The sequence below is a fragment of the Sporosarcina sp. FSL K6-1540 genome (assembly GCF_038620285.1).
Classification (GTDB): domain Bacteria; phylum Bacillota; class Bacilli; order Bacillales_A; family Planococcaceae; genus Sporosarcina; species Sporosarcina psychrophila.
Genome location: NZ_CP152018.1, coordinates 3,572,777 through 3,594,437, shown reverse-complemented (window position 1 = coordinate 3,594,437; position 21,661 = coordinate 3,572,777). Strand labels below are relative to the sequence as shown.

General features: G+C 38.1%; 17 protein-coding genes. 5 read left to right on the top strand and 12 right to left on the bottom strand.

Annotated features, from left to right (window positions below):
- Positions 1-3 precede the first annotated feature (3 nt).
- Both MKY15_RS16970 and MKY15_RS16965 read right to left on the bottom strand, forming a co-directional pair.
- Positions 4-1,059, bottom strand: a complete 1,056-nt coding sequence (locus tag MKY15_RS16970) for a dihydrodipicolinate synthase family protein (RefSeq protein ID WP_187047536.1) — start codon at positions 1,057-1,059, stop codon at positions 4-6.
- Positions 1,060-2,076 carry an NAD(P)-dependent oxidoreductase gene (locus MKY15_RS16965; protein ID WP_187047535.1) on the bottom strand — a complete coding sequence of 339 codons (1,017 nt, stop codon included), beginning with the start codon at positions 2,074-2,076 and terminating at the stop codon, positions 1,060-1,062.
- A 263-nt stretch (positions 2,077-2,339) separates the two neighbouring features.
- Here MKY15_RS16965 and MKY15_RS16960 point away from each other — a divergent pair, with 263 nt between their 5' ends.
- Positions 2,340-3,695: a hypothetical protein gene (locus MKY15_RS16960; RefSeq protein ID WP_187047534.1), complete on the top strand. Its 1,356-nt coding sequence runs from the start codon at positions 2,340-2,342 to the stop codon at positions 3,693-3,695.
- A gap of 103 nt (positions 3,696-3,798) precedes the next feature.
- On the opposite strand, the gene MKY15_RS16955 is transcribed toward MKY15_RS16960, so the two are convergent.
- The 4 genes from MKY15_RS16955 to MKY15_RS16940 all read right to left on the bottom strand — a co-directional run bounded on the left by MKY15_RS16955 (position 3,799) and on the right by MKY15_RS16940 (position 8,031).
- Positions 3,799-4,692: a Gfo/Idh/MocA family oxidoreductase gene (locus tag MKY15_RS16955; protein ID WP_338652614.1), complete on the bottom strand. Its 894-nt coding sequence runs from the start codon at positions 4,690-4,692 to the stop codon at positions 3,799-3,801.
- 188 nt (positions 4,693-4,880) lie between these two features.
- Positions 4,881-5,687 (bottom strand): carbohydrate ABC transporter permease, encoded by an 807-nt coding sequence (locus MKY15_RS16950; protein WP_067208479.1) that lies wholly within the window; start codon positions 5,685-5,687, stop codon positions 4,881-4,883.
- A gap of 33 nt (positions 5,688-5,720) precedes the next feature.
- Positions 5,721-6,650 (bottom strand): sugar ABC transporter permease, encoded by a 930-nt coding sequence (locus tag MKY15_RS16945; protein WP_067213918.1) that lies wholly within the window; start codon positions 6,648-6,650, stop codon positions 5,721-5,723.
- 79 nt (positions 6,651-6,729) lie between these two features.
- Positions 6,730-8,031, bottom strand: a complete 1,302-nt coding sequence (locus MKY15_RS16940) for a sugar ABC transporter substrate-binding protein (RefSeq protein WP_067208477.1) — start codon at positions 8,029-8,031, stop codon at positions 6,730-6,732.
- Between the two features lie 419 nt (positions 8,032-8,450).
- Here MKY15_RS16940 and MKY15_RS16935 point away from each other — a divergent pair, with 419 nt between their 5' ends.
- The gene (locus MKY15_RS16935) at positions 8,451-9,068 is read left to right on the top strand and encodes a DUF624 domain-containing protein (RefSeq protein WP_067208475.1); all 618 of its coding nucleotides are present in this window, start codon (positions 8,451-8,453) and stop codon (positions 9,066-9,068) included.
- A 255-nt stretch (positions 9,069-9,323) separates the two neighbouring features.
- On the opposite strand, the gene MKY15_RS16930 is transcribed toward MKY15_RS16935, so the two are convergent.
- The 4 genes from MKY15_RS16930 to hxlA form a co-directional block, all read right to left on the bottom strand.
- The gene (locus MKY15_RS16930; RefSeq protein ID WP_342538077.1) at positions 9,324-11,108 is read right to left on the bottom strand and encodes a sulfatase-like hydrolase/transferase; all 1,785 of its coding nucleotides are present in this window, start codon (positions 11,106-11,108) and stop codon (positions 9,324-9,326) included.
- Between the two features lie 115 nt (positions 11,109-11,223).
- Positions 11,224-11,577: a winged helix-turn-helix transcriptional regulator gene (locus MKY15_RS16925; protein ID WP_067208470.1), complete on the bottom strand. Its 354-nt coding sequence runs from the start codon at positions 11,575-11,577 to the stop codon at positions 11,224-11,226.
- Positions 11,578-12,029: 452 nt separating this feature from the next.
- Entirely contained in the window at positions 12,030-12,584 is a 555-nt protein-coding gene (hxlB, locus tag MKY15_RS16920) for a 6-phospho-3-hexuloisomerase (protein WP_340741968.1), read from the bottom strand.
- 1 nt (position 12,585) lies between these two features.
- Positions 12,586-13,227 (bottom strand): 3-hexulose-6-phosphate synthase, encoded by a 642-nt coding sequence (hxlA, locus tag MKY15_RS16915; protein WP_340741967.1) that lies wholly within the window; start codon positions 13,225-13,227, stop codon positions 12,586-12,588.
- 929 nt (positions 13,228-14,156) lie between these two features.
- Here hxlA and zwf point away from each other — a divergent pair.
- Genes zwf through gndA form a run of 3 tightly spaced genes read left to right on the top strand, consistent with a single transcriptional unit; the run spans position 14,157 to position 18,497 of the window.
- On the top strand, positions 14,157-15,680 hold the full coding sequence (gene zwf / locus MKY15_RS16910; protein WP_340741966.1) for a glucose-6-phosphate dehydrogenase: 1,524 nt from the start codon (positions 14,157-14,159) through the stop codon (positions 15,678-15,680).
- A 31-nt stretch (positions 15,681-15,711) separates the two neighbouring features.
- Positions 15,712-17,055, top strand: a complete 1,344-nt coding sequence (locus tag MKY15_RS16905) for a glucose-6-phosphate isomerase (RefSeq protein WP_340741965.1) — start codon at positions 15,712-15,714, stop codon at positions 17,053-17,055.
- 26 nt (positions 17,056-17,081) lie between these two features.
- A complete protein-coding gene (gene gndA / locus MKY15_RS16900) occupies positions 17,082-18,497 on the top strand; it encodes an NADP-dependent phosphogluconate dehydrogenase (RefSeq protein WP_342538076.1) in 1,416 nt (471 codons plus the stop codon).
- A gap of 163 nt (positions 18,498-18,660) precedes the next feature.
- On the opposite strand, the gene MKY15_RS16895 is transcribed toward gndA, so the two are convergent.
- Positions 18,661-19,539 (bottom strand): patatin-like phospholipase family protein, encoded by an 879-nt coding sequence (locus MKY15_RS16895; protein ID WP_342538075.1) that lies wholly within the window; start codon positions 19,537-19,539, stop codon positions 18,661-18,663.
- A 373-nt stretch (positions 19,540-19,912) separates the two neighbouring features.
- Positions 19,913-21,598 carry an AAA family ATPase gene (locus MKY15_RS16890; protein ID WP_342539777.1) on the bottom strand — a complete coding sequence of 562 codons (1,686 nt, stop codon included), beginning with the start codon at positions 21,596-21,598 and terminating at the stop codon, positions 19,913-19,915.
- Positions 21,599-21,661 lie beyond the last annotated feature (63 nt).

Below are 21,661 nucleotides of genomic sequence, written 5' to 3'. Positions count from 1 at the left end.
TCCTTACTCTTTAAACCATTTGTCTAAGTTTTCTTTCACAAAAGCATCATCATGTAAATGCGGATAATCGACATACACACGATCTATTTCCTCCGATTGATTTGGGCTTAATTTTTCTTTATCAAGTAAGCACCAACGACCTTTCAACAGCCCTTGTCTTGCCAACACTTCATTAATACCTGCAATGCTCCCTTTAAATTGATTATTCGGGTCAAAAAAAGCAGCGTTTGCATCGGTTATTTCTTGCCCTAAGGTTAATAATTCGCTTGGAATGTCCTCTTTAGATCGAATGTTTTTTATCTTATTAAACATATCTACTGTTGTTTTCGTCCAGACTGACCAATGCCCAAGTAGCCCCCCGACAATCTGTTTCTCTATCTTTTTACCGTCTACATCAATACGGTAGGTCGTTAACAAGTCATTAACGATATTGTCATCATTTCCAGTGTAAATAGCTATTTCTTCATTTCTTTTGGAATGGCAAACCGCTCGAATCACATCGTGAGATTGATATCGATTAAAAGGTGCGATCTTTATGCCATGAACATTCGGTATATCAGCAAGCTTCCTCCAAAAATCATAGGAAAGAATCCGGCCCCCTACCGCCGGCTGCAAGTAAAATCCAATAACCGGGATAATCCCAGCAATTTTTTCAGTCCGATCAAGTAGCTCTTCCTCAGAAGCGTTGTGTAAACCTCCCATACTTAGCAATCCAAGGTCATAGCCAATCGCTTTTATAAATTCCGCCTCATTAATCGCCTGTTCTATGGGACCACTAATTCCGCCAATTTTTATGAATGAATCGGGAACTAGTGCCTTCCTCATCTCTTCAATCGCAAGGGTTAATACTTTTTCAAATAAACTAAACTGCGGATCACGAATTTCAAACTGAGTTGTATGGACACCAACTGCTACCCCACCCACACCTGCATCAATATAATAGCGAGTAAGTGCGCGCTGACCGGCTTCATCTAGTTGCCGTTCTTCTGTTAGGGCTAATGGATGCGCCGGAATAACAGTTCCCTCAAGTAATTGTTTTTTCACAGCAGGATTCAACATTTAAAATGCTCCTTTTCGTTCTTGAAAATGGGTTGGTTTATTATATGTTTCTCCATTATTCACTAACCACTCTGCCGTCATATCAATCATTTGTTGAAGTGTTACTTTTGGATAGCCAAATAACCGATGCGCTTTGGAAGCATTATTTAACAATGCTGTCGGCTGTTCTTCATTGTCATATATAGGTTTCTTATCAAATCGCGTTCCAAATTCTTCAGCCAACCAACGGACTGAAATGGTCTCCGGTCCAGTCACATTCACTATTTTCGGTGGAGTATCACAATGTAGCAAGGACCGTACTGCGTATTCGTTTGCATCTCCTTGCCAAATTACGTTTACACTCCCCATTGTTAAATCAATAGTTTTACCTTCTAAAACTTGTTGAGCGATTTCTACTAACACTCCATACCTCATATCAATTGCATAATTTAGTCGAAATAGAAGCAGTGGCGTTTCATTTTTACGAGAAAAGTTTGTTAGGATACGCTCTCTCCCTAAACAAGATTGTGCATACTCACCAATCGGACTAACAGCTGTCTCTTCAGAACAATTACCACTCACCACACTCGTCAGTGGATAAATATTACCAGATGAAAATGCAACGATACGGGAATTTTTAAACTTATTTGCAATCCTACCCGGTAAATAAGCATTCATTGCCCATGTGAAATGTTCATTGCCAGCAGTTCCAAATTTATTCCCTGCCATTAAAATAATATTTTTTACATCCGGGAGTGATTGTAGTTGCTCATCATTTAGTAAATCAACAGCGATTGTTTCAATTCCAAAGTCCTCTAACTCTTCTTTTAAACTGCCATTTGAAAACCGAGAAACGCCAATCACCTTCTTATCCAAACCCGCTTCATCAATCGCCCGTTTCGTCATCTTCGCTAATGTTGGTCCCATTTTTCCACCAATACCTAAAATTAAGATATCACCATCTACTAATCTAAGATCATTGATTAGTTCTGTTGATGGTTTCGTCATAAGATCTTCAAGCTCTGCAATTGTCTTCATTTCAACACTCCCTATTTTCATTTAATAAAAACTAGTTATCTGATACTTCTAAATTGCTATTCAATAGTATTGTATGTAGACTTTCATTAAAAGACAAGTCTTATTTGAGTCCTTTTATGTCGAATTTCTTTTATCATGCATTAGCGCTGTTATTTCTCATTTTTGACAGAATTACTAGAAGAAAGTATTATAAACAAAACATTAGGTTAAGAGACACTATCCCGTTATTTCACTTTTCTACAACGATAAGGAGGGAACTATTTATGCATAGAAAGAATAATGTACAAGATAATTCAGATATTAATATCGGTATCATCGGGCCAAAAGCACTTGTCGATCAAACACGGGAAACACTGAAAACGTTTCCAAACTTTAAACCTGTTTTTCGAATCATCGAACCTACTAGTCTTATCACAGAAATAACTAGGGAATTAATGAACGATGTCGAAGTATTAATGTTTACTGAATATCACTCATATAACATCGTCAAACAAGTTGTCGATTTTATAATCCCTGTGCATCATATGCCCTTAATGGGCACTGGACTTTACAGGTCATTATTTATCATTAAAAGTAGGTACAGTTTAAAATGCCTGTCCATTGATACAGTTGAAGAAAAGTATGTTGAACAAATTTTATCAGAACTTGAAGAAGTTAATTATGAACTTCTTATCTATAAAAACCCTTTACAAAGTACAATCATTGAGGAAATAGTACAATTCCATATTGGCAATTATCAGGACTATAATGCAATTGCACTTACAGGGATTCAGGACGTAGCGATTCAATTATCTGCTCGCCATATTCCCCATGAATGGGTAACACCTACTCAACAGGACATGATCGTTTCTTTGGAACGAGCCCTCTTAGCAACGAATACACGCAGAAATAAAGAATCGCAAATTGTTTTCGGTTTAATTAATATAGATAATTTCAAAGGCGTAACGGAAAAGTATTCTTCTGAGCATGATGTTCAATTATTAAAATTAACTATCCAACAAATGCTACTTGATTATATTAAACTGCTTGATGGGCATCTAATCAATTTAGGTGGAGAAGAATATTCATTCATTACCACCCGCGGTATTTTCGAACGTGAAACAAGGGGCTATAAATTCATTCCCTTACTCCAAGATATTAAAAATGAACTTGGCATTACGATAAGTCTTGGTGTCGGCTTTGGCCGTACCGCTGCCGAAGCAGGCAATCACGCACGATTAGCGCTCCGTCAATCAAAAGATTTAGGTGGAAACGTTTGCTATATTGTTCGTGAAGATCGCAGTGTCTTGGGGCCTGTCGATATAACAAGCCATAAACAATATGAAAGATATAATTTAGCCATTACAGACCCACATTTGTTAGATAAAGCTGAAAAGGCCGGGATGTCAGCTTCCTATATGACAAAATTAATGGCACGCGTTTCTAGGCATAAAAAAATTGATTATACTGCCCAAGAATTAGCTTCGACATTAAATGTAACCATTAGGAGCGCCAACCGAATTCTATTAAAATGGATGGATGCTGAACTGGTTGATATTGTTGGCGAAGAAAAATTATCGCACAAAGGAAGGCCCCGTCGTATTTATCGACTAAGCTTTATTGAGGAAGAGCAAAGATAACAAACAACTTTATAAGTCGATGGGAAAATCACTGTATTTTTCATCGGCTTTCATTTGACTACTAAAACCTCAGCTCTGAAAGATATAGTATTTTCACTGTTTGTTAAATAATTATTGTTTTTCTATAATGACTACTTTCGTTAGCCGCCTCAACGAAACGGATAACCTCTTTTGTTTCACTTAAAGGAACCCTCGAAATTCCATCGTGAAAAAAATCCATAATTTGCTCCAATAAACTAGCGTAATAAGGTTTTTGGTATAAATTAATATCGACATATTCAGTACCATTCTCAAAGTGAATCAATGCGCCAAACTGAGCGTTTCCTTTTCGATTACCTCTAACCGTTCCTATACGCCCATCCTTCCAAACACCTGTAATAACGTCATGTTCTTTGTCTGTTATGGTCGTTACCGACTTTGCGCCTTGACCTAGAATAGTAAACAGCATCTCTATCATATGAATCCCATACCCAAAAAAGCCTTGTTGTTTATCCAGTAGTTCCATGGGTCCAAAACAATCAGCACCTATAACTCTTCCTCTATCCGAAATTCTAAGAACGTTTGTTAAATTTTCTGCATAACGTAGCGCAGATGTACTCATAATGGGTGTCTGATTGCCCTCAGCTAATTGAATCATTGCGATAGCAACTTTTGAACTTAGACTAAAAGGTTTATCGATAAAAACAGGTTTTTTAAACGCAACAAGCTTTTGTAATTGCTCATGATGCACTGTCCCATCGACTGATTCCAACAAAATCGCATCACTTTCATGCGCAACTTCCTCAATAGAATCCACGATTTCAACATCAAAGCTATCCCTGAGTTCTCTAGTAAAGCCGTCAATCCGGGACATGCTAAGCTCGAAATTAGGTGATCCTCCTGGAAAAGCAATCACTACTTTTCCACCTTGCACATGGTATCTTTCACTCGGATCATTTAATAACTTGGTAAATGCCAACACATGCGATGTATCTAGCCCAATAATGCCGATTTTCAAAGTACAAACGGTATCCTCCACTCCTTTCTAATCATTTTTACCTATATAAGTTGAACAAATGAATACCTTATATACACTGAGCGAAGACGCTTTACAAGAGGCAGCTAAATCTCTAAGACTAGCGGCGAAACTGCTTGGCTTATGACAGAAGGCATCCTCTAGAGCCGAAGCTTATTCAGTGGGACAGTTTATTTCAATCCTGACATTTGAATTCCTTCCGTAAAGTAACGCTGGAAGAATAGGAATATGAGGAAAGTCGGTATAAAAGAAACTGTCGAACCAGCCATTTCAATACCAAAGTTCCCTTCTTTCCCAAGCATTGAAGCTAAACCAAGCGTCACTGGGAACATTTTCTCTTGTGTTAAGTAAATCAGTGGTTGGAATAAATCATTCCAGTTTGAAATAAATGAAAATGTTCCCACTGTAGCTACAACAGGTATCGAAAGTGGCAAAATGACTTTGAAAAATATTTGTATATCATTCGCCCCGTCAATATATGCAGCTTCTTCCAAATCATTCGGTATATTTTGTAGAAATTGTCTAACTAAAAATACACCCATAATTCCCCATAACTCTGGAACAATCAATGCCCAATAAGTATTTATCCAACCGAAATCAGAGAACATAATGAATTTAGGTATAATTAATAGTTGCTGCGGAATCATGATAACTGCCATGAAAACCCAAAATACGATTTCTCGTCCTGGGAATTTCTTCTTCGCAAAAATATAGCCTAAAACCGCACAAAATATCATTTGACTCGCTACTGGAATGACGGTAATAATAACAGAGTTGAAAATCCATCTGATAAATATTCCGTCTCTCATTATATATAAATAGTTTTTCATTGTAGGATGGTCCGGTATCCAGAATAATGGATCTAATTGTGCATATTGAACATCCTTAAAAGATCCTAAAATCATAATAAGAAACGGCAATAGAAAACAAAATCCCAAAACAATTAACGCTATATACGAGATCATTTTTTTAAGCATTTTTTCAATCTCCTTTCTGCGGTCATCTACACATTAGTAATTATTCGATTCTTGTCCTAGATATTTTCTCTGTATAAGCGAGATAACTAGGATAATAAAAAATAATACATAAGAAAGTACAGCTGCATAACTTAAGTTAAGACTTGTAAATCCTTGTTCATACAAATAATATACAATGGTTGTCGTAGCATAATTCGGACCTCCACCTGTTAATAAATAAGCTGAATCGAAAATTTGGAACGAACCGATTGTTGTTGTTATTGCGACAAAAAAGTGAATGGGCTTTAATAATGGAAATGTTATCGTCCAAAATATTTTAAATGATGATGCCCCATCAATTCGTGCCGCCTCATACAATTGTCGATCAATCGACTGAAGTCCAGCAAAGTAATAAATCATCGTACTTCCGGCAACTTTAAATATACTCAATCCCGCTAAAACAGCTAGGGCTTGGCTAGAATTAGATAAAAACAATTGTGGTTCGATACCAATAAAACTAAGCAAGTAGTTGATCATTCCCGCCTCTGTACCTCTAAATAACCAACCCCAGATCCCGGCAATAATTACGAATGAAGTGACCACTGGCAAGAAAAAGATTCCTTTAAAAAATCCTGCTGATTTAACACCCGAATTGATAATTAACGCTAAAATTAACCCTAAGCCCATCGTTGGCACAATATAATATGCTGAAAATTTAACCGTATTCCAAATAGCTTTCCACGCCAATGAATCGGTCAAGAAGTACTTCCAATGTTTAAGTCCTACAAATTCCGGGTCACCAATTACTTTCCAATCCATAAATGTTAAATAAAAGCTCAATGCAAAAGGATATATCTGAAAGATTATGAAATGGATTAAAACAGGGATGAGAAAGATATATACGATAGCATTACGGTTCCACTCACGCTTCACTCTTTCTCCCAGTGGCAATTTACTCTTTTTAGAAGCTACTGCATTACTCAGTGTAATCACCCTTTCATATGTAAGTTAGTAACAGAGAGCTTGATCGTTTATTGATCAAACTCTCTGCTTTACTAACATTTTATTTGCCGATCTTACCTTCAATCGCTTTTGCGGCGGCATCTGCTGCTTCTTTTGGTGTTTTCTTCCCTTCCATCATCGTTTGAAGTTCAGCTTGTATTAACGGCATGATTGTACGTCCTTCTGGATGGATAACTCCCGGTAATGCAAATTGTGTATAATCCGCTAGCTGTGCAAGATATTTTTGCTCTCCAAAGATATCTTTAGCTGATTCTCTAGTAGGGATATACTGTGTGACTGTGTTAAATTTCTTCTGATTATCCGAATCCGTCACGACTTTGATAAATTCTGCTGCAGCTGCTGGATTATCCGTATTAATTGGCGCTACAAACATCCCTGTTGTTCCATATGTTAATTGTTCCTTATTTTTCATTGGTGGAGCAATAACGAATTCAAAAAGGTTTTGACTTAACATACGACTTACTGAAATACCTGAACCTTGAACTGCTAACATTTTTCCGCCTTCCCATAGTGCATCATGTTCTAATGCAGTAATTGAATCTTTCGGAATCCAGCCCTCGTTATACATTTTATTGATGAACTCAAATGCTTCCACTCCTGCTTCATTGTTAATTAATACTTCATTATCTGCCGTAATAACATCTCCGCCAGCTTGCCATAGGAATGGATATAACGTTCCATTCATTGATCCTCCACCTTGAAAACTTGTTGCATAAAAGCCCTTGTCTTTTGCTTTTTCAGCCCACTTTTCAAAATCTTCCCAAGTTGCAGGTAAATTTGCAGGATCTTCACCAATCGCTTTGATTACATCGACATTATATAAATATGTGTAGGCTTCTTGTAAGATTGGCAGTCCATATAACTCATCTTTCCAAGTTGTAGAAACTAACGCTGTATCTACAAAATCATCAATATCAAAGCCTTCTAAATAGGGATCTAACGCTAGTAACATACCCGCATCAGCGTACTGTGGCATCTGATCAGGTATTACGTAAAACACATCAGGACCATTGTTTGCTGCTAAAGCTGTAAGTACTTTTTGATCACGATTGGCCCATGGAATCTGTTCAAAATTTACTTTCACACCTGTTTGCTCTTCATAAGAAGCGATGACTTCATCCCACATCGCGCCCTCAGTTTCTTGATCACCGGTAAATGGATGTGCCCAAACTGTTATTTCACCAGAGAGCCCCGTTTCCTTTTCTGTTTCTTCTCCCACCACTTCTGGTTTTTCTTCACCAGTTTCTTCTTTTTCAGCGCCAGTGTCAGTATCAGTAGAACTACATCCTACAATTAAAGCTCCAAGTAATAGTAATAATAGAAAAAACCCAATTCTTCTCATCTAAATAACCCCTCTCAAATTATATTGATTTGATTTAGTTATAATTGGTCTATTAAACTACAATATGAATTACCCCCCCTTTGCAATTCGGTAGCGACTCTCACTGCACAATATACTTTTCTCGGCTCTAAACCGATTGGGTAAGAATCTTTTGAGTACTCCTTCAAACTTTCTCTACTACAGTTAACAAAAATACTTGTGATTACCTTTTCAAAACAATTAAATAGACTGAAGTAATTGAATTGCGCGTCCATTTTTATCAGATTACATTATTTCTCATCAAGAGACAAGTCTCTAAAGCGTCTTTAATTGGGGACATGCGATTATTATTTTTTTAAAATCCTTCCATATTTGTGCATATTAATGGTTGCTAATTTCAATGTTTTTAATATATAGTTAACTATTGAGAGGTGATCGACATGGTTGGTTGGGAAAAATTTAATAGAATTTCTTATAGAATGATCGAGTTAGCTTATATTAATTTGCTTTGGATCTTTTTTACTTTAGTTGGCTTAATCGCTTTCGGTATCTTTCCAGCTACAGCTGCCATGTTTGCAGTTGTCCGTAAATTAATTCGAGGTGAAGAGAAATTCAAAATACTTCCTATGTTTTGGACTTTATTTCGGACTGACTTTTTAAAGACAAATGGTTTTGGACTTATTTTTCTAGTCATTAGCTACTGCTTTTATTTCAATTTTTATTTCTTACAGTTAAATAGTGGTGAATTACAGTTTTTATTCCCCGTACTAATTTTCATACTTATTTCAAGCATCATCACATTACTATTTTTCTTCCCAGTCTATGTACATTTCAACTTAAAGTTCTTTCAATACATCAAACAGTCTTTCTTAATCGCAATTACATCTCCGATTGAAGTCATCACTATTGGCGCTTTAGCTGGTGGTATCTACTTTGTCTCTACACTTTTCCCTGGGATTATCCCACTATTTACTGGTAGCGTATTTGCATATATAGCTACACTAATAAGTTTCAAATCATTTGCTCGAATAGAGAAGAAGATAGGAGCACTAACTTAACGCTTTTTCCCCAGATTTTTACATTGGCCACATAAATGGTGCTCCTCTTCCCAAAAAGTAAACGCAGATGGGACTTTTCAGTAGTACTTTGTGAACGAATTAATTATAAACAAGCCAGCGGTTCAGTCGGATTAATCGACTGAATCGCTGGCTTATTAATTACTATTTGTGTGAATTACTATCAAGAAAAAGTACCAGATATAGAAACAAATAAGATTTATTTCCTTACCCATAGTTGTGCTTCTCACCTACTAATTATTCACCCTTACTGCAATTCGGCATGCCAAGAACTTTCCCACTCGCTGGCGTCAGTCTTTTTTTTCTGCACTGCTCTTCAAGCACCTTTGTTAACACTCGTTGAATAATAGCCGATTCGATTGTTGCAAATGCTGGATCGGCAAGGTTTGTTTTTTCTAGTGGATCCTTAGTAAGATTGTAGAGCTCATATTGCTCCGGAACTGGTTCTGTTTTTGTTATCGGCACATAACAACCATTTTGTTCAGTTATGACTGTATCACTAGATCCTGGATTCGTCCAAAATTTTGGGTTGTCAAAATATCGGGCGAATTTCCATATCTCATCGCTCTTATCTATTCCAGTTTCTAACTTAGTAATCACCGCCTCGATGTCATTCGGTTCAACAACCGATTTATAGGGTTTGCCCGTGATTGCATTTGTTTGATGTAAACCTTTGAATACATCATCATCTGTCATGAAATAGAGTGGTTCATTTGCACCAAAAAACCTTTCATGCCCATAAAATAATGGAGTCAAATTTCTACCAACTAACGGAAGTGCTTCGGTGTGATCTTTTGAAAGATTTTCACGGATTAAGTCTACGTTTATTCCCGTTAGTCCCAGTAATGTTGGAAGTATGTCGACATGGCTTGTTAGCATATTTGTATATTTAGCTCCTCTGAATAGGGTTGGATTATGAATGATTAATGGGACATGAATCGATTCTTCATACATATTATACCACTTTTGATAGAGTCCGCCATGCGCTCCCAGTTGTTCTCCATGATCAGACGTGAATACAATAATTGTGTTGTCATAGAAACTTGAGTTTTGAAGTGCGGTTAGGACCTTAAGCATTTCATTGTCGGCCTTTTTTTGTAAGCTGTAATACAATTGACGATAAAAATTATTGTCGATTATCGGTTGCAATGCTTTTGGATACGTAACACGATAGCTTTCCTGAGCAGATGGTTTAGTAAACAATGATTCCCCTACTGTTGGTGCCGGTGGGATGTATGGGAGAGTTGGGTCGACTTCAAAATTGAAATTCGGGGAAACTGCGGATAGCACTCCATATAACGCAATATCATGAGGGTTTATGAAGGAGCACTTTATAAACCAAGGTGTCATGTTATTCGTACACTTTGAAATTTCATGTAGGGATTCGATAAGCTTTACTGTTTCAGCAGCGTACACTTCATCCCGCCCACTTGTGCCTATTCCCGCAGACGAACCGGAATTTCGAGGATCCGCGCCATGGGGTTCCGGTCCAATCCAATCGGAGTATCCAAAGTTTTCGAGTCGGTTCGCTTTTTCATATATTTTTTCTTGCTCTTTATTTGGAACGCCAGTTGCTGGATTATAGCTAGGTAATGCATTATGCGTGCCCGGGATTAAGATATCCTCGTCTGAAGCATGCCATTTCCCTTTCCAAAATGTATCATATCCTGCAGATCGAAAGTAATCCCCAATCGTTGGAACAGTGTTTGGATCAAGCCAAAATACATCTGGGTCAAATGATCCCTTAGCAGCACCTGGCGTTTGAGTAACGCCGTGAAGCGAAGGATATTGTCCAGTATATAATGTTGCCCGGCTTGGTGAGCAGGCTGTACTCCCAGCATAATGATTATAAAACTCCATACCATTCTTCCGTAGTAATTCTTGCGCAACTAAATTTTCTTTTCGCCATTCCTTCAATCCCTTTGTTTCATAAACCGATGGAAAGCGTTCCTGATCAACCATTAAGAACAGAATGTTGGGTTGTTTCTTCTTGTAGGGATATTTTCTTTTGTAGGAATCCATTGTTATTATCACCCTTTCTAAAATCATAAGTACTTATATACCATATGTAGAAAGGCGTCGTATTGTATCAGTGATTTGCATAAGTCTTCTTAAATCAAAAAACTGACGTACCCATTTATAGGTCGTCAGTTTTCACTTCCAAGACATTCTCCATATAATCTTTACCCCATTCATACATTGTTTCTAGAATTGGCATAAGACTTCTACCATGTTCAGTAAGTGAATACTCAACTTTTGGAGGAACAACAGCATATACTTCGCGATGGACAATCAAATGGTCTTCAAGTTCACGCAATTGATTTACAAGCATCCGTTGGGTGATACCAGGTATGAGGGTCTTTAATTCACCGAAGCGTTTAGTTCCTTCCTTGCCAAGATGCCATAACACAAGCATTTTCCACTTGCCGCCAATAATAGCAAGCGTCAATTCTTTTTCACAATTAAACGCTTTCTCCCCTAAGTTCGGCATTTACTCCACCTCCATTCTCTATCATAGTATACTTTTCACCACTATGTATGAAAAAAGTACGTACTTTGAATTCAATCATATACAGACTTTATTAAAAACTAAATCATTAACTATTTCCTATTCGATAATCAGCGCTCTCTTTTAATTCCTTTCCTGCTTTGCACATTGCAATACCTAACTATCCTCGCATGTTATTCAGTTAGCTGTCTAGTAAAGCAACTTTGGTTACAGGATAGATATACTAAAAAAGTACACCGATAGTATGAATGAACAAAAGAACTGATTTCCTTTTCGAAAAAGCGAAATCAGTTCTTTTGTTTATTCTTTTAACCATCGCAGATTTGGTTGTACGATTAGCTCACATAAAGTTTGCACACTTTGGACTAGAAACAAATAAGTGCCTTTATAGTCCGAAAATATCCCCTACAGGCTCGGTACATAGGTAAGAGATATCATTCCAAATTAGCATGTCGTCCATACATCACTTCAGAATTCAATCCTTTTTTCTCCATAAATCTCAAAATAACTGCATCATAAAATAAGAGAAGCGATTGCTCGAACAGTGATCCCATCGGTTGGATTGACTTCCCACTATTGCCTTCCCCTTTTGCTTGGGCAGGTATTTCAATTTTAATATCTGCTAACTTCCCAATTGTAGAATCAGAATTAATGGTAACAGCTACCACTGTTGCACCAATGCTCTTCGCTTTTTTAGTCATTGCAGCCAAACTTTGGGTCTCACCGGATCCAGAACCGACAATGAAAATATCATCTGGTTCTAGATTCGGAGTTACCGTTTCGCCTACAATATACGAATCAAGACCTACGTGCATCATTCGCATTACGAATGCCTTAGCCATGAATCCAGATCGTCCCCCACCTGCAACAAATACCTTTTTCGCACATAAAATTCCTTCTACTAATTTTTCGGCTTCTTCACTATTAATTAGATTAATGGTTCGCTTTAGCTCGGCCAAAATTTCATCTGCGTAACTTGTGGTGTTCATGTTACACCATCACGCCTTCTTTAATTAGCTTTTGAATTTGTGCAGCTTCTGCTTTTTTGTCGTCTTTACTTGTGATTCCACCACCAACAATGATTAGATCTGGTTGTGCTTTAATCACTTCTGGTAATGTCTCAAGCTTAATACCACCAGCAATAGCAGTTTTAGCATTTTTTACAATGCTTTTAATTGTGCGTAGGTCTGCGAATGAATCTTTACCTTCTGCTTGCAAATCATAGCCTGTGTGTACACAGATATAATCTACACCCATCAAATCAAGCTCTGCAGCACGTGTTTTAATGTCTTTTACTGCAATCATATCGACCAATATTTTTTTACCGAGTTTTTTTGCTGCTTCAACAGCACCTTTAATAGATGAATCTTCTGCTTGCGCAAGAATAGTAATAATGTCAGCGCCTGCAGCAGAAGCATTACCTACTTCATAACCTGCAGCATCCATGATTTTAAGGTCTGCAAGAACTTCTAGGTTAGGATATGCAGCTTTTACTTCTGCAACTGCTTTTAGTCCTTCTTTGTTTATAACTGGCGTACCGATTTCAACGATATCGATATATTCCTCTACTTCTTTAATAAGTTCGATGGCCTCTGGGATGTTAACAAGATCTAATGCTAATTGTAATTTCATTTTTTCATTCTCCTTTTATTCGTTTTTCGGTGCAAACTTAGTGTATATCCTAAAGTCAAAATTGTGAAGTACGCACTTTTAAATCACATACAGACAAATAGTATACTGTGAAAATCCTTTTAAGTAATGGAGTTACAAGATAACAAATTGATTTCATCATTTCATTACTGCCTCTAAGTCAATATATTGATTATAAAAAAGTTAAGTTTTCTTGAAAAAATTGAGTTCAGAGTCTGTTGACATTACTATCCTCTATATATGTTGAACAAATGAATACGGCGTATGTGCTTTACAAGGACTTTTGGGAAGCAACTGAAAAAATCCCGATACTTAGCACTAATTATAATTCCTTCCAATACCGCTTCGACGCTTTGTGGATGCCTCCCGCGATAAGCCAGAAAGAAGATCACTTTCGGTCTTCTCGCTCCGGCTACCACGAAGTCGCGCCTTCGCTATATAGTCTCTATATAGGGAAGCTCATTTCATTATCGGAGATTAGTGCAGCATGTAGTGCGTCTTTCTTCAATGAAGTTAGTATCAAATAGTAATCACATTATATCTCAATCCATACATCTCTAAATCACAACTCCGTTAATAATGAATTCCCAAGCGCAGGCGCGGCAGAGGCAACCCCAAAGCGCCAAGCGTTCTACAATCCACACCCCGAATTACAACTCTCTCCTTATTGAGCGCCACAGTAAATTCAGTGGGATTCTTTAATTCAACATATATGAATAAGCCAACTGTTTCATTTTCACACTCCTTATCATTTCTTTTTATAATTACAAGCAACAGTATACTTTTAGTCACTATATGATGATAAAGTGCGTACTTACATTAATTGACCACAGTTAGTATAGTGAGAACTGTTGCGATTATCATTCAAAGCTTAAACGGAATATTAATTGTAAAAGTAGGGGGAATCGAATATGGATACCGAAAATCCCTCGGAAGGATTTGATGTTAAACATTGTTTAACGGAATCCCAAGAGGAATGGATCATGCAAGACATGACTTTTATTTTATTTGGAGCAACGGGAGATTTAGCTCAACGAAAGTTATTTCCTGCTTTATATAATTTATTTCTCGATGGAAAAATGCCGGATTCTATCTCAATAGTCGGTTTAGGTAGATACTATTGTTCTAACGAATTTTTTCAATCTAAAGTGGAAAAAGCACTCCGGTTATATTCCAGAAGAGCTGTTCAAACTTTTGGTTTGCAAGATTTCCTAACTAAGTTTCGCTACTTTGCATTTGATGTAACAGACCATGAATCCTATCTGAATTTGTTCGAACTCATCGAAAACAGAGAAAATGAGTTAGATATACCAGAAAACCGACTTTTCTATTTGTCTGTCGCACCGAAGTTGGTTGATGTTATTACGTCAAATCTTTACGCAAATGGTATAAGTCAAACTTTAGGCTGGAAGCGAATCATTGTTGAAAAACCGTTTGGAAGTGACCTGAAATCGGCACAGCAATTGAATGATACTTTGAGCAAAGCCTTCAACGAAAAAGAAATCTATAGAATCGACCACTATCTTGGAAAACCAATGGTCCAAAGTTTTGAAACCTTAGTACTAGCCAACCCAGCATTAGCAGCTTTATTAGATCATAAACAAATTTCCAATGTTCAAATCACAGCAAGTGAAACGGTTGGGGTAGAAACACGAGCTGATTATTATGATCAGGCTGGAGCCTTACGTGATATGGTTCAGAACCACCTTTTTCAGTTAGTGATGATGACAGCACTGCACCTCCCCGGGGAAGTAACGACCAAAGAAAACGAAATCAAGAAAATGGAAATCATAGAATCTCTTCGACCAATTCTTAAAGATAAAGTTTACCTGGATGTTGTTCGTGGACAGTACGAATCTGGAGCGATTCTTGATACACCAGTTGCTGGCTATAAAGAGGAGCCCGGGGTGAATGACTCTTCAATGAATGATACTTATTTCGCAGCGCGTTTATATATTGATAATCCGTCTTGGAATGGAATCCCAATTTATATACGCACGGGGAAGCGGATGGATAAGAAGTCTACACGAATTGTCTTTGAGTTAAAGAATAAGGTAGAAGAATCAAATGTACTTCAAACTGAAGAGATAACTCCTAATTTATTAACATTCGAGATTAGTCCAAACGAAAGTATATCTTTAAGGGTGAATATGAAAAATCCTTCTAGTAACCGTTTTTATCCTGTTTATATGAACCACTCGACCAATTCTAAAGACCAACCAGAAGCATATGAACTACTTCTATTTGATGCAATGCTCGGTAATAAATCATTCTTTGCCCATTGGAAAGAAGTCGAATTATCATGGAAATGGATCCAACCGATTTTGGAGGCATTTCAGGAGGATATGTTGCCTTTATATCCTTACCCTGCTGGCTCTACAGGTCCAGAAGCAGCCAATCAACTATTGCAATCCAATCAATTTAATTGGTGGTAAATAAAAGATAAAGTCCAAAGGAGATAAAAAAATGACAGTTTCATTTGATTACACCAATGTTTTATCGTTCATGAAAAATAGTGAACTTGAAAATCTAAGCGGATTTGTAAAACAAGCTCATAACCAAATCCATCAACAAACAGGACCAGGTTCTGATTTCTTAGGATGGGTTGACTGGCCAGTTACCTATGATACAGAGGAGTTTACCAGGGTGAAAATAGCTGCTAAACGAATTCAACAACAGTCAGACGTGCTAGTTGTTATTGGTATTGGAGGTTCTTATCTGGGGTCTAAAGCAGCAATTGAAGCATTATCACATACGTTTCATAACCAAATCAAAGGTAATACGGAAGTATACTTTGCTGGACAAAATATCAGTTCTACCTACATCGAACATTTACTACATGTGTTAGAAGGGAAAGACGTTTCTATAAATGTTATTTCCAAATCAGGTACAACAACAGAACCCGCTTTAGCATTCCGTATTCTCCGTGAATATATGGAACAAAAGTATGGAAAAGAAGAGGCAAGAAGTAGAATTTATGTAACTACTGATCAAAATGAAGGTGCACTTCGAAACCTTGCTTACGAAGAAGGTTATGAATCATTTGTTATTCCGGATAACATAGGTGGGCGGTACTCAGTTCTGACGCCTGTTGGCTTACTTCCAATCGCAGTAGCCGGTCTCGATATTGACAAAATGATGGCAGGAGCAAAAGCCGCCTATATCAAATACGATGATCCCGTTCTCGCAACGAATGAAAGTTACCAGTATGCAGCGGTAAGAAATATTTTCTATAATAAAGGGAAATCAATTGAATTACTTGTGAATTATGAACCTGGTCTACATTATGTAGCTGAATGGTGGAAGCAGCTCTTTGGAGAAAGTGAAAGTAAAGATGAAAAAGGACTCTTCCCTGCATCAGTTAATTTTACAACGGATTTACATTCGATGGGTCAGTATATACAAGAAGGGCGTCGTCTTTTCATTGAAACAGTCCTACAGATAAAAAAGCCCCAAATTGAACGAACGATTCAAGATGATATAGACAATATTGACGGTTTGAATTTCCTATCAGGAAAAACAATGGATGAGGTAAATAAGAAAGCTGCACTGGGTACTGCCCTCGCTCACATTGATGGAGGTGTTCCAAACTTGCTTATTGAGTTGGATGAACTCAATGAATTTACCTTTGGGGAAATGATATATTTCTTCGAAAAGGCTTGTGCAATAAGTGGAACATTGCTCGGGGTAAATCCATTTGACCAACCAGGGGTAGAAGCTTATAAACAGAATATGTTTGCGCTACTTGGCAAGTCTGGTTTTGAAGTAGAAAAACAAAGTTTAGAAAGTCGCTTAGATAAAATCAAATAACGTATACAAAGGAATGAGAGTAAAATATGATCAAACAACAAATGGGCGTTATTGGTTTGGGCGTAATGGGGATGAACCTTGCGCTAAACATCGAAAGTAAAGGCTATTCGGTAGCTGTCTATGATTATTGGACAGATCGAACAGATGAATTTTCCAACAAAGAAGCGAAAGATAAAGCTATTCATGGTAGCTACAGCATTGAAGATCTAGTCGCTTCGCTAGAAGTTCCACGTAAGATCTTATTAATGGTTAAAGCCGGGGAAACAACAGATACAGTGATCCAGTCCCTTGTCCCTCATCTTCAACAAGGGGATATTCTTATCGATGGAGGAAATACATTCTTTAAAGATACAAATAGACGCACAGCAACCTTAAAAGAATCTGGCATACATTTCATTGGTGCTGGTGTTTCTGGTGGAGAAGAAGGAGCTCGTAACGGCCCATCGATTATGCCTGGAGGCTCAAAAGAAGCTTACGAACAAGTGAAGCCCATTCTTGATGCTATTTCGGCAAAAGTTGACGGCATTCCCTGCAGTGCATATATGGGCCTTGATGGAGCAGGACATTATGTGAAAATGGTTCATAATGGTATTGAATATGGCGATATGCAACTGATTTCCGAAGCCTATTTCATCATGAAACATGCACTTGGTCTTGAAGCGCAGGAGTTGCATGAAATATTTTCAGAATGGAACAAGGGTGAACTCGACAGCTATCTCATTGAAATCACAGCAGATATTTTCACAAAGATGGATGAAGAAACTGGGAAACCGCTCATTGATCAAATTCTAGATGTAGCCGGACAAAAAGGCACAGGAAAATGGACTAGCCAAAATGCGTTAGACTTAGGCGTGTCCCTTCCAATCGTCACAGAGTCCGTATTTGCACGATTTATTTCTTCTATTAAGGGAGAGCGCGTTGCAGCAAGTAAACTACTAAAAGGCCCTGAACTGAAAAAGTATGTAGGTGATCCAAAAGAGTTGATTGAAGCGATTCGTAAAGCTTTATATATGAGTAAAATTTGTTCATATGCCCAAGGTTTTGCGCAAATGCGTGCAGCATCTGAGGAGTATGAGTGGAAAATCCCTTACGGAGAAGTAGCCATGATTTTCCGTGGAGGATGTATCATTCGTGCCCAGTTCTTACAGAATATCAAAGAGGCATTTGATACTAACAGTGACTTGCCAAACCTTTTAGTTGATCCCTATTTCCAAGAAATAGTAGGAGACTATCAGAATTCGCTTCGCGAAGTAGTAGCCGTAGCCACTCAACATGGGATTCCAATTCCTGCTCTCTCAAGTGCATTGGCTTACTATGATAGTTACCGTACGGAGACATTACCGGCCAATCTTATCCAAGCTCAACGCGATTATTTTGGCGCACATACCTATGAACGCCTGGATAAAGAAGGCCATTTCCATACTGAATGGGCAAAAAACTAATTTTAAAGTAAACAAAAGTGCAAGCCCCTAGGCGCTGGAGTCTAGACGTGAAATAGCCTATTTCGCAGGTTATCCATAGTACGTGATTTTATAGTTTCATAAGCTCTAAAAAAAAGTACTGGGTACCGAAACGACTCATAATCGTTTTGGTACCCGGTATTTTTCACCATGTTTTCAAAAATTGAATCGTGCTGTTGCGTCCCGCTTCTATAAGTCCCTCTTTTGTTTCTTGATCCATATCAAATTGGGTTGCACTATAATCATCAACTGGGATGAAAATGATATTTCTTTCATGCTTTCGCGAAATATACCTTTCATCATGCGAATTTTTCATCGTCGAAAAAAGGGCTTCAAATAAATCTAAGGCATTGTCAATTTTATGTCCCGGCATTTCTTCTTGGCTACGACTTAACTTCAAACCAAGGACTGGACGTTCTGTATTTCCACCTTCGTCGTTAAATATCCACATAGGGAAGTTGCTCAACACCCCCCCATCCACAACAATCGTCTCTCCCTTCCCTACTTTTAATCGTACCGGTTCGAAGAAAAATGGAATTCCGCAACTCATGCGTAATGCACGAGCAATTGGAAACGTTTCTGCTGATATTCCATAGCCCTCCAAATCGTCGGGAAGCACAATCATTTTTCCATTCGTTAAATCCGAAGCAACAAGCTTTAGTTTTCCCGGCGGTAAATCTGAAAATGTATAGACATCTTTTGCTGCTAATTTTTCTAAAAACCAATTCTCCAAAGCATTACCTTGGTATAAACCAAGTCGCCAATACAGTTGAAACCATTTCATTAACGGTAAAGGAATTATTGTCTTCCGTGGATCAAGAAGCACCTGAAAATCTTGTTCATCCAGCATCTTTTCAATTTCCTTAGCCGAATAACCAGCCGCAATGAAACTGGCAAGAATTGCGCCCGCACTCGTTCCAGCTACACGATGAAATCGATACCCCTTTTCTTCGAGGACTTGATAAGCCCCAACTAACGCGAATCCTTTTAATCCTCCTCCTGAAAAAACTCCATCTATTAACATAGATAATCTCCCCCATTTCTATGCCTTGTTACACTGTAGGAGGAACGGGAGGAAATTAGAACGAACTTGTGGATTCAAACGCTAGGGAATGGGATGATTTTTATAGATATGCTTGGTTGAGTCTGACTTATGATTGGTTAAGTAGCATATAGGATTGGTCGGGGCTAACTTATGATTGGTTGAGTAGCATATATGATCGGTCAGGGCTGACTTATGATTGGTTGAGTAGCATATATGATCGTTCGCCTTACAGATATAGTCGGCTAACAAATTCTACTGATGAAAGCTCAACCAAACGGCTTTCTATCGTTTTCTACTGCATAAAAAAAGAAGAGGCAAATGCCTCTCCCGTTGATTACTTTTTTTAACACATTTATATTTCGACTACGTGCCTGCTAACAATCTGTTGTATTTCTGAGCCGTCCAGTGTTTCCTTTTGCATTAATAGATCCACCAACTGTTTGAATTCTGACACGTGTTCTTTAATTAGGTTTTCTGTTTTGAGAAGTGCTTCATCAAAAAGAATTTGCATCTTCGCTTCTTTCTCGCTTTTATTGAAAGTTAGCGTGAAGCCGTTTTGTAATAAACCTGTATCAACCATGCGCTCGATGATTTCTTTCGCTTGTTGAACATCGCCGCTTACGCCAATACTGTGTTCGCCAAGATATATTCGTTCGGCAACGCCACCAGCAAGGATCATACTGACTTGGTCTAATAATTCACTATACGTAGACAAGTGAAGCTCTTTCTGAATCGGTGCTACATACCCAAGTGCTTGGCCGCGTGGAATAATTGTTGCTTTCCTTACTGAACCAGGCTTTGTTACTGCAGCTACTAGCGCGTGACCGGATTCATGAATGGCTACTCTTCTCTTCGTCTCCGGGTCATTCATCGAACGGGAGGCGCTTCCAAGAATGGTGCGGTCAATTGCAAAGTCAAGATCACTCTTAGCAATTTGTTCACGTCCATCTCGAATTGCTCTTCTGCTCGCTGTTTTAAAGAGAGAACTCAGTTCAGCTCCTGAAAATCCTGATGTACTTTCGGCAAGAGTATCTAATGCAGCAAAGACTTCATCAGCCAACAGCTTACCTCTCGTGTGAATATCAATAATTTCTCTTCTTCCAGTCGTATCAGGTAAGGGTACTTGGAATGAATAATCGATTCGACCTGGACGAAGAAAAGCTTCATCTAACATATCTTTTCGGTTCGTTGCTGCAATGAATAGCACACCGTCGTTATTATTGCCACCATCTAGCTGAACAAGAAGTTCCGTTAATGTTTTTTCCGCTTCTTCCCCACCATGTGTTTTCCGTTTACCTGCAAGTGCATCGACTTCATCAATAAATATGACTGCTGGTCGTTGCTTTCTTGCATTTTCAAACAGAGATCGTACACGGGAAGCACCTACACCAACAAATAGTTCTGTGAACGCTGACCCGCTGGACGAAAAAAAGGTTGCTCCTATTTCGCGTGCAATTGCTTGTGCAAGTAAAGTCTTCCCAGTACCCGGTGGACCATATAAAAGAATTCCGTTGGGTGGCTGAATACCTACTTGGGCCGACCGTTTCGGATCTTTCACAATAGATAACGTCTGTAAAATCTCTTCCTTCATTTCTTCAGGAAGCCCACCAATATCTTGTAATGTTATATCGGGTAAAGGCGTCGATTTAGATGCGCTATTTTTCATAGAAGAGGCACCTACGCCGATCTTTCCTTTTTTATGAAGCACAATTAATGTAATGAGCAGCGTAATGAACACTCCTCCGAACAATAAACTACTTAATTTGCTTTGATCGGAATAGTTATATGATATATTATATTTTTCGACTAATTGTTCGACTAACTGGCTTTCAGGACGAACTTGAGTTACGTATTGCTCATCTTTCGTCTGTAAGAATAATGTTCCGTTAGACGTTTCTTTAAGCGATACAACTTGATCGTTTTGAGCTTGAATTGTTTTTTCCAATTCGGAAAACGATACTGCGATTCCTTTATTTGCATCAAAGAAGTACCACCCCACACTTGCTACTGTTCCAGTGACTAAGAGGACGAGAACCATAATCTTTGTTGCAAACTTCGAAACATGCTTCAAGCCTACGACAACTCCTTTTAGAATATACTT

Coding starts and splice junctions, on each gene's coding strand:
- MKY15_RS16970 (WP_187047536.1), bottom strand. CDS start 1,059: ATGTTGAATCCTGCTGTGAAAAAACAATTACTTGAGGGAACTGTTATT.
- MKY15_RS16935 (WP_067208475.1), top strand. CDS start 8,451: ATGGTTGGTTGGGAAAAATTTAATAGAATTTCTTATAGAATGATCGAG.
- MKY15_RS16950 (WP_067208479.1), bottom strand. CDS start 5,687: ATGCTTAAAAAAATGATCTCGTATATAGCGTTAATTGTTTTGGGATTT.
- hxlA (WP_340741967.1), bottom strand. CDS start 13,227: ATGAAATTACAATTAGCATTAGATCTTGTTAACATCCCAGAGGCCATC.
- MKY15_RS16940 (WP_067208477.1), bottom strand. CDS start 8,031: ATGAGAAGAATTGGGTTTTTTCTATTATTACTATTACTTGGAGCTTTA.
- MKY15_RS16930 (WP_342538077.1), bottom strand. CDS start 11,108: ATGGATTCCTACAAAAGAAAATATCCCTACAAGAAGAAACAACCCAAC.
- MKY15_RS16925 (WP_067208470.1), bottom strand. CDS start 11,577: ATGCCGAACTTAGGGGAGAAAGCGTTTAATTGTGAAAAAGAATTGACG.
- gndA (WP_342538076.1), top strand. CDS start 17,082: ATGATCAAACAACAAATGGGCGTTATTGGTTTGGGCGTAATGGGGATG.
- MKY15_RS16890 (WP_342539777.1), bottom strand. CDS start 21,598: ATGGTTCTCGTCCTCTTAGTCACTGGAACAGTAGCAAGTGTGGGGTGG.
- MKY15_RS16965 (WP_187047535.1), bottom strand. CDS start 2,076: ATGAAGACAATTGCAGAGCTTGAAGATCTTATGACGAAACCATCAACA.
- MKY15_RS16905 (WP_340741965.1), top strand. CDS start 15,712: ATGACAGTTTCATTTGATTACACCAATGTTTTATCGTTCATGAAAAAT.
- zwf (WP_340741966.1), top strand. CDS start 14,157: ATGGATACCGAAAATCCCTCGGAAGGATTTGATGTTAAACATTGTTTA.
- MKY15_RS16960 (WP_187047534.1), top strand. CDS start 2,340: ATGCATAGAAAGAATAATGTACAAGATAATTCAGATATTAATATCGGT.
- MKY15_RS16895 (WP_342538075.1), bottom strand. CDS start 19,539: ATGTTAATAGATGGAGTTTTTTCAGGAGGAGGATTAAAAGGATTCGCG.
- hxlB (WP_340741968.1), bottom strand. CDS start 12,584: ATGAACACCACAAGTTACGCAGATGAAATTTTGGCCGAGCTAAAGCGA.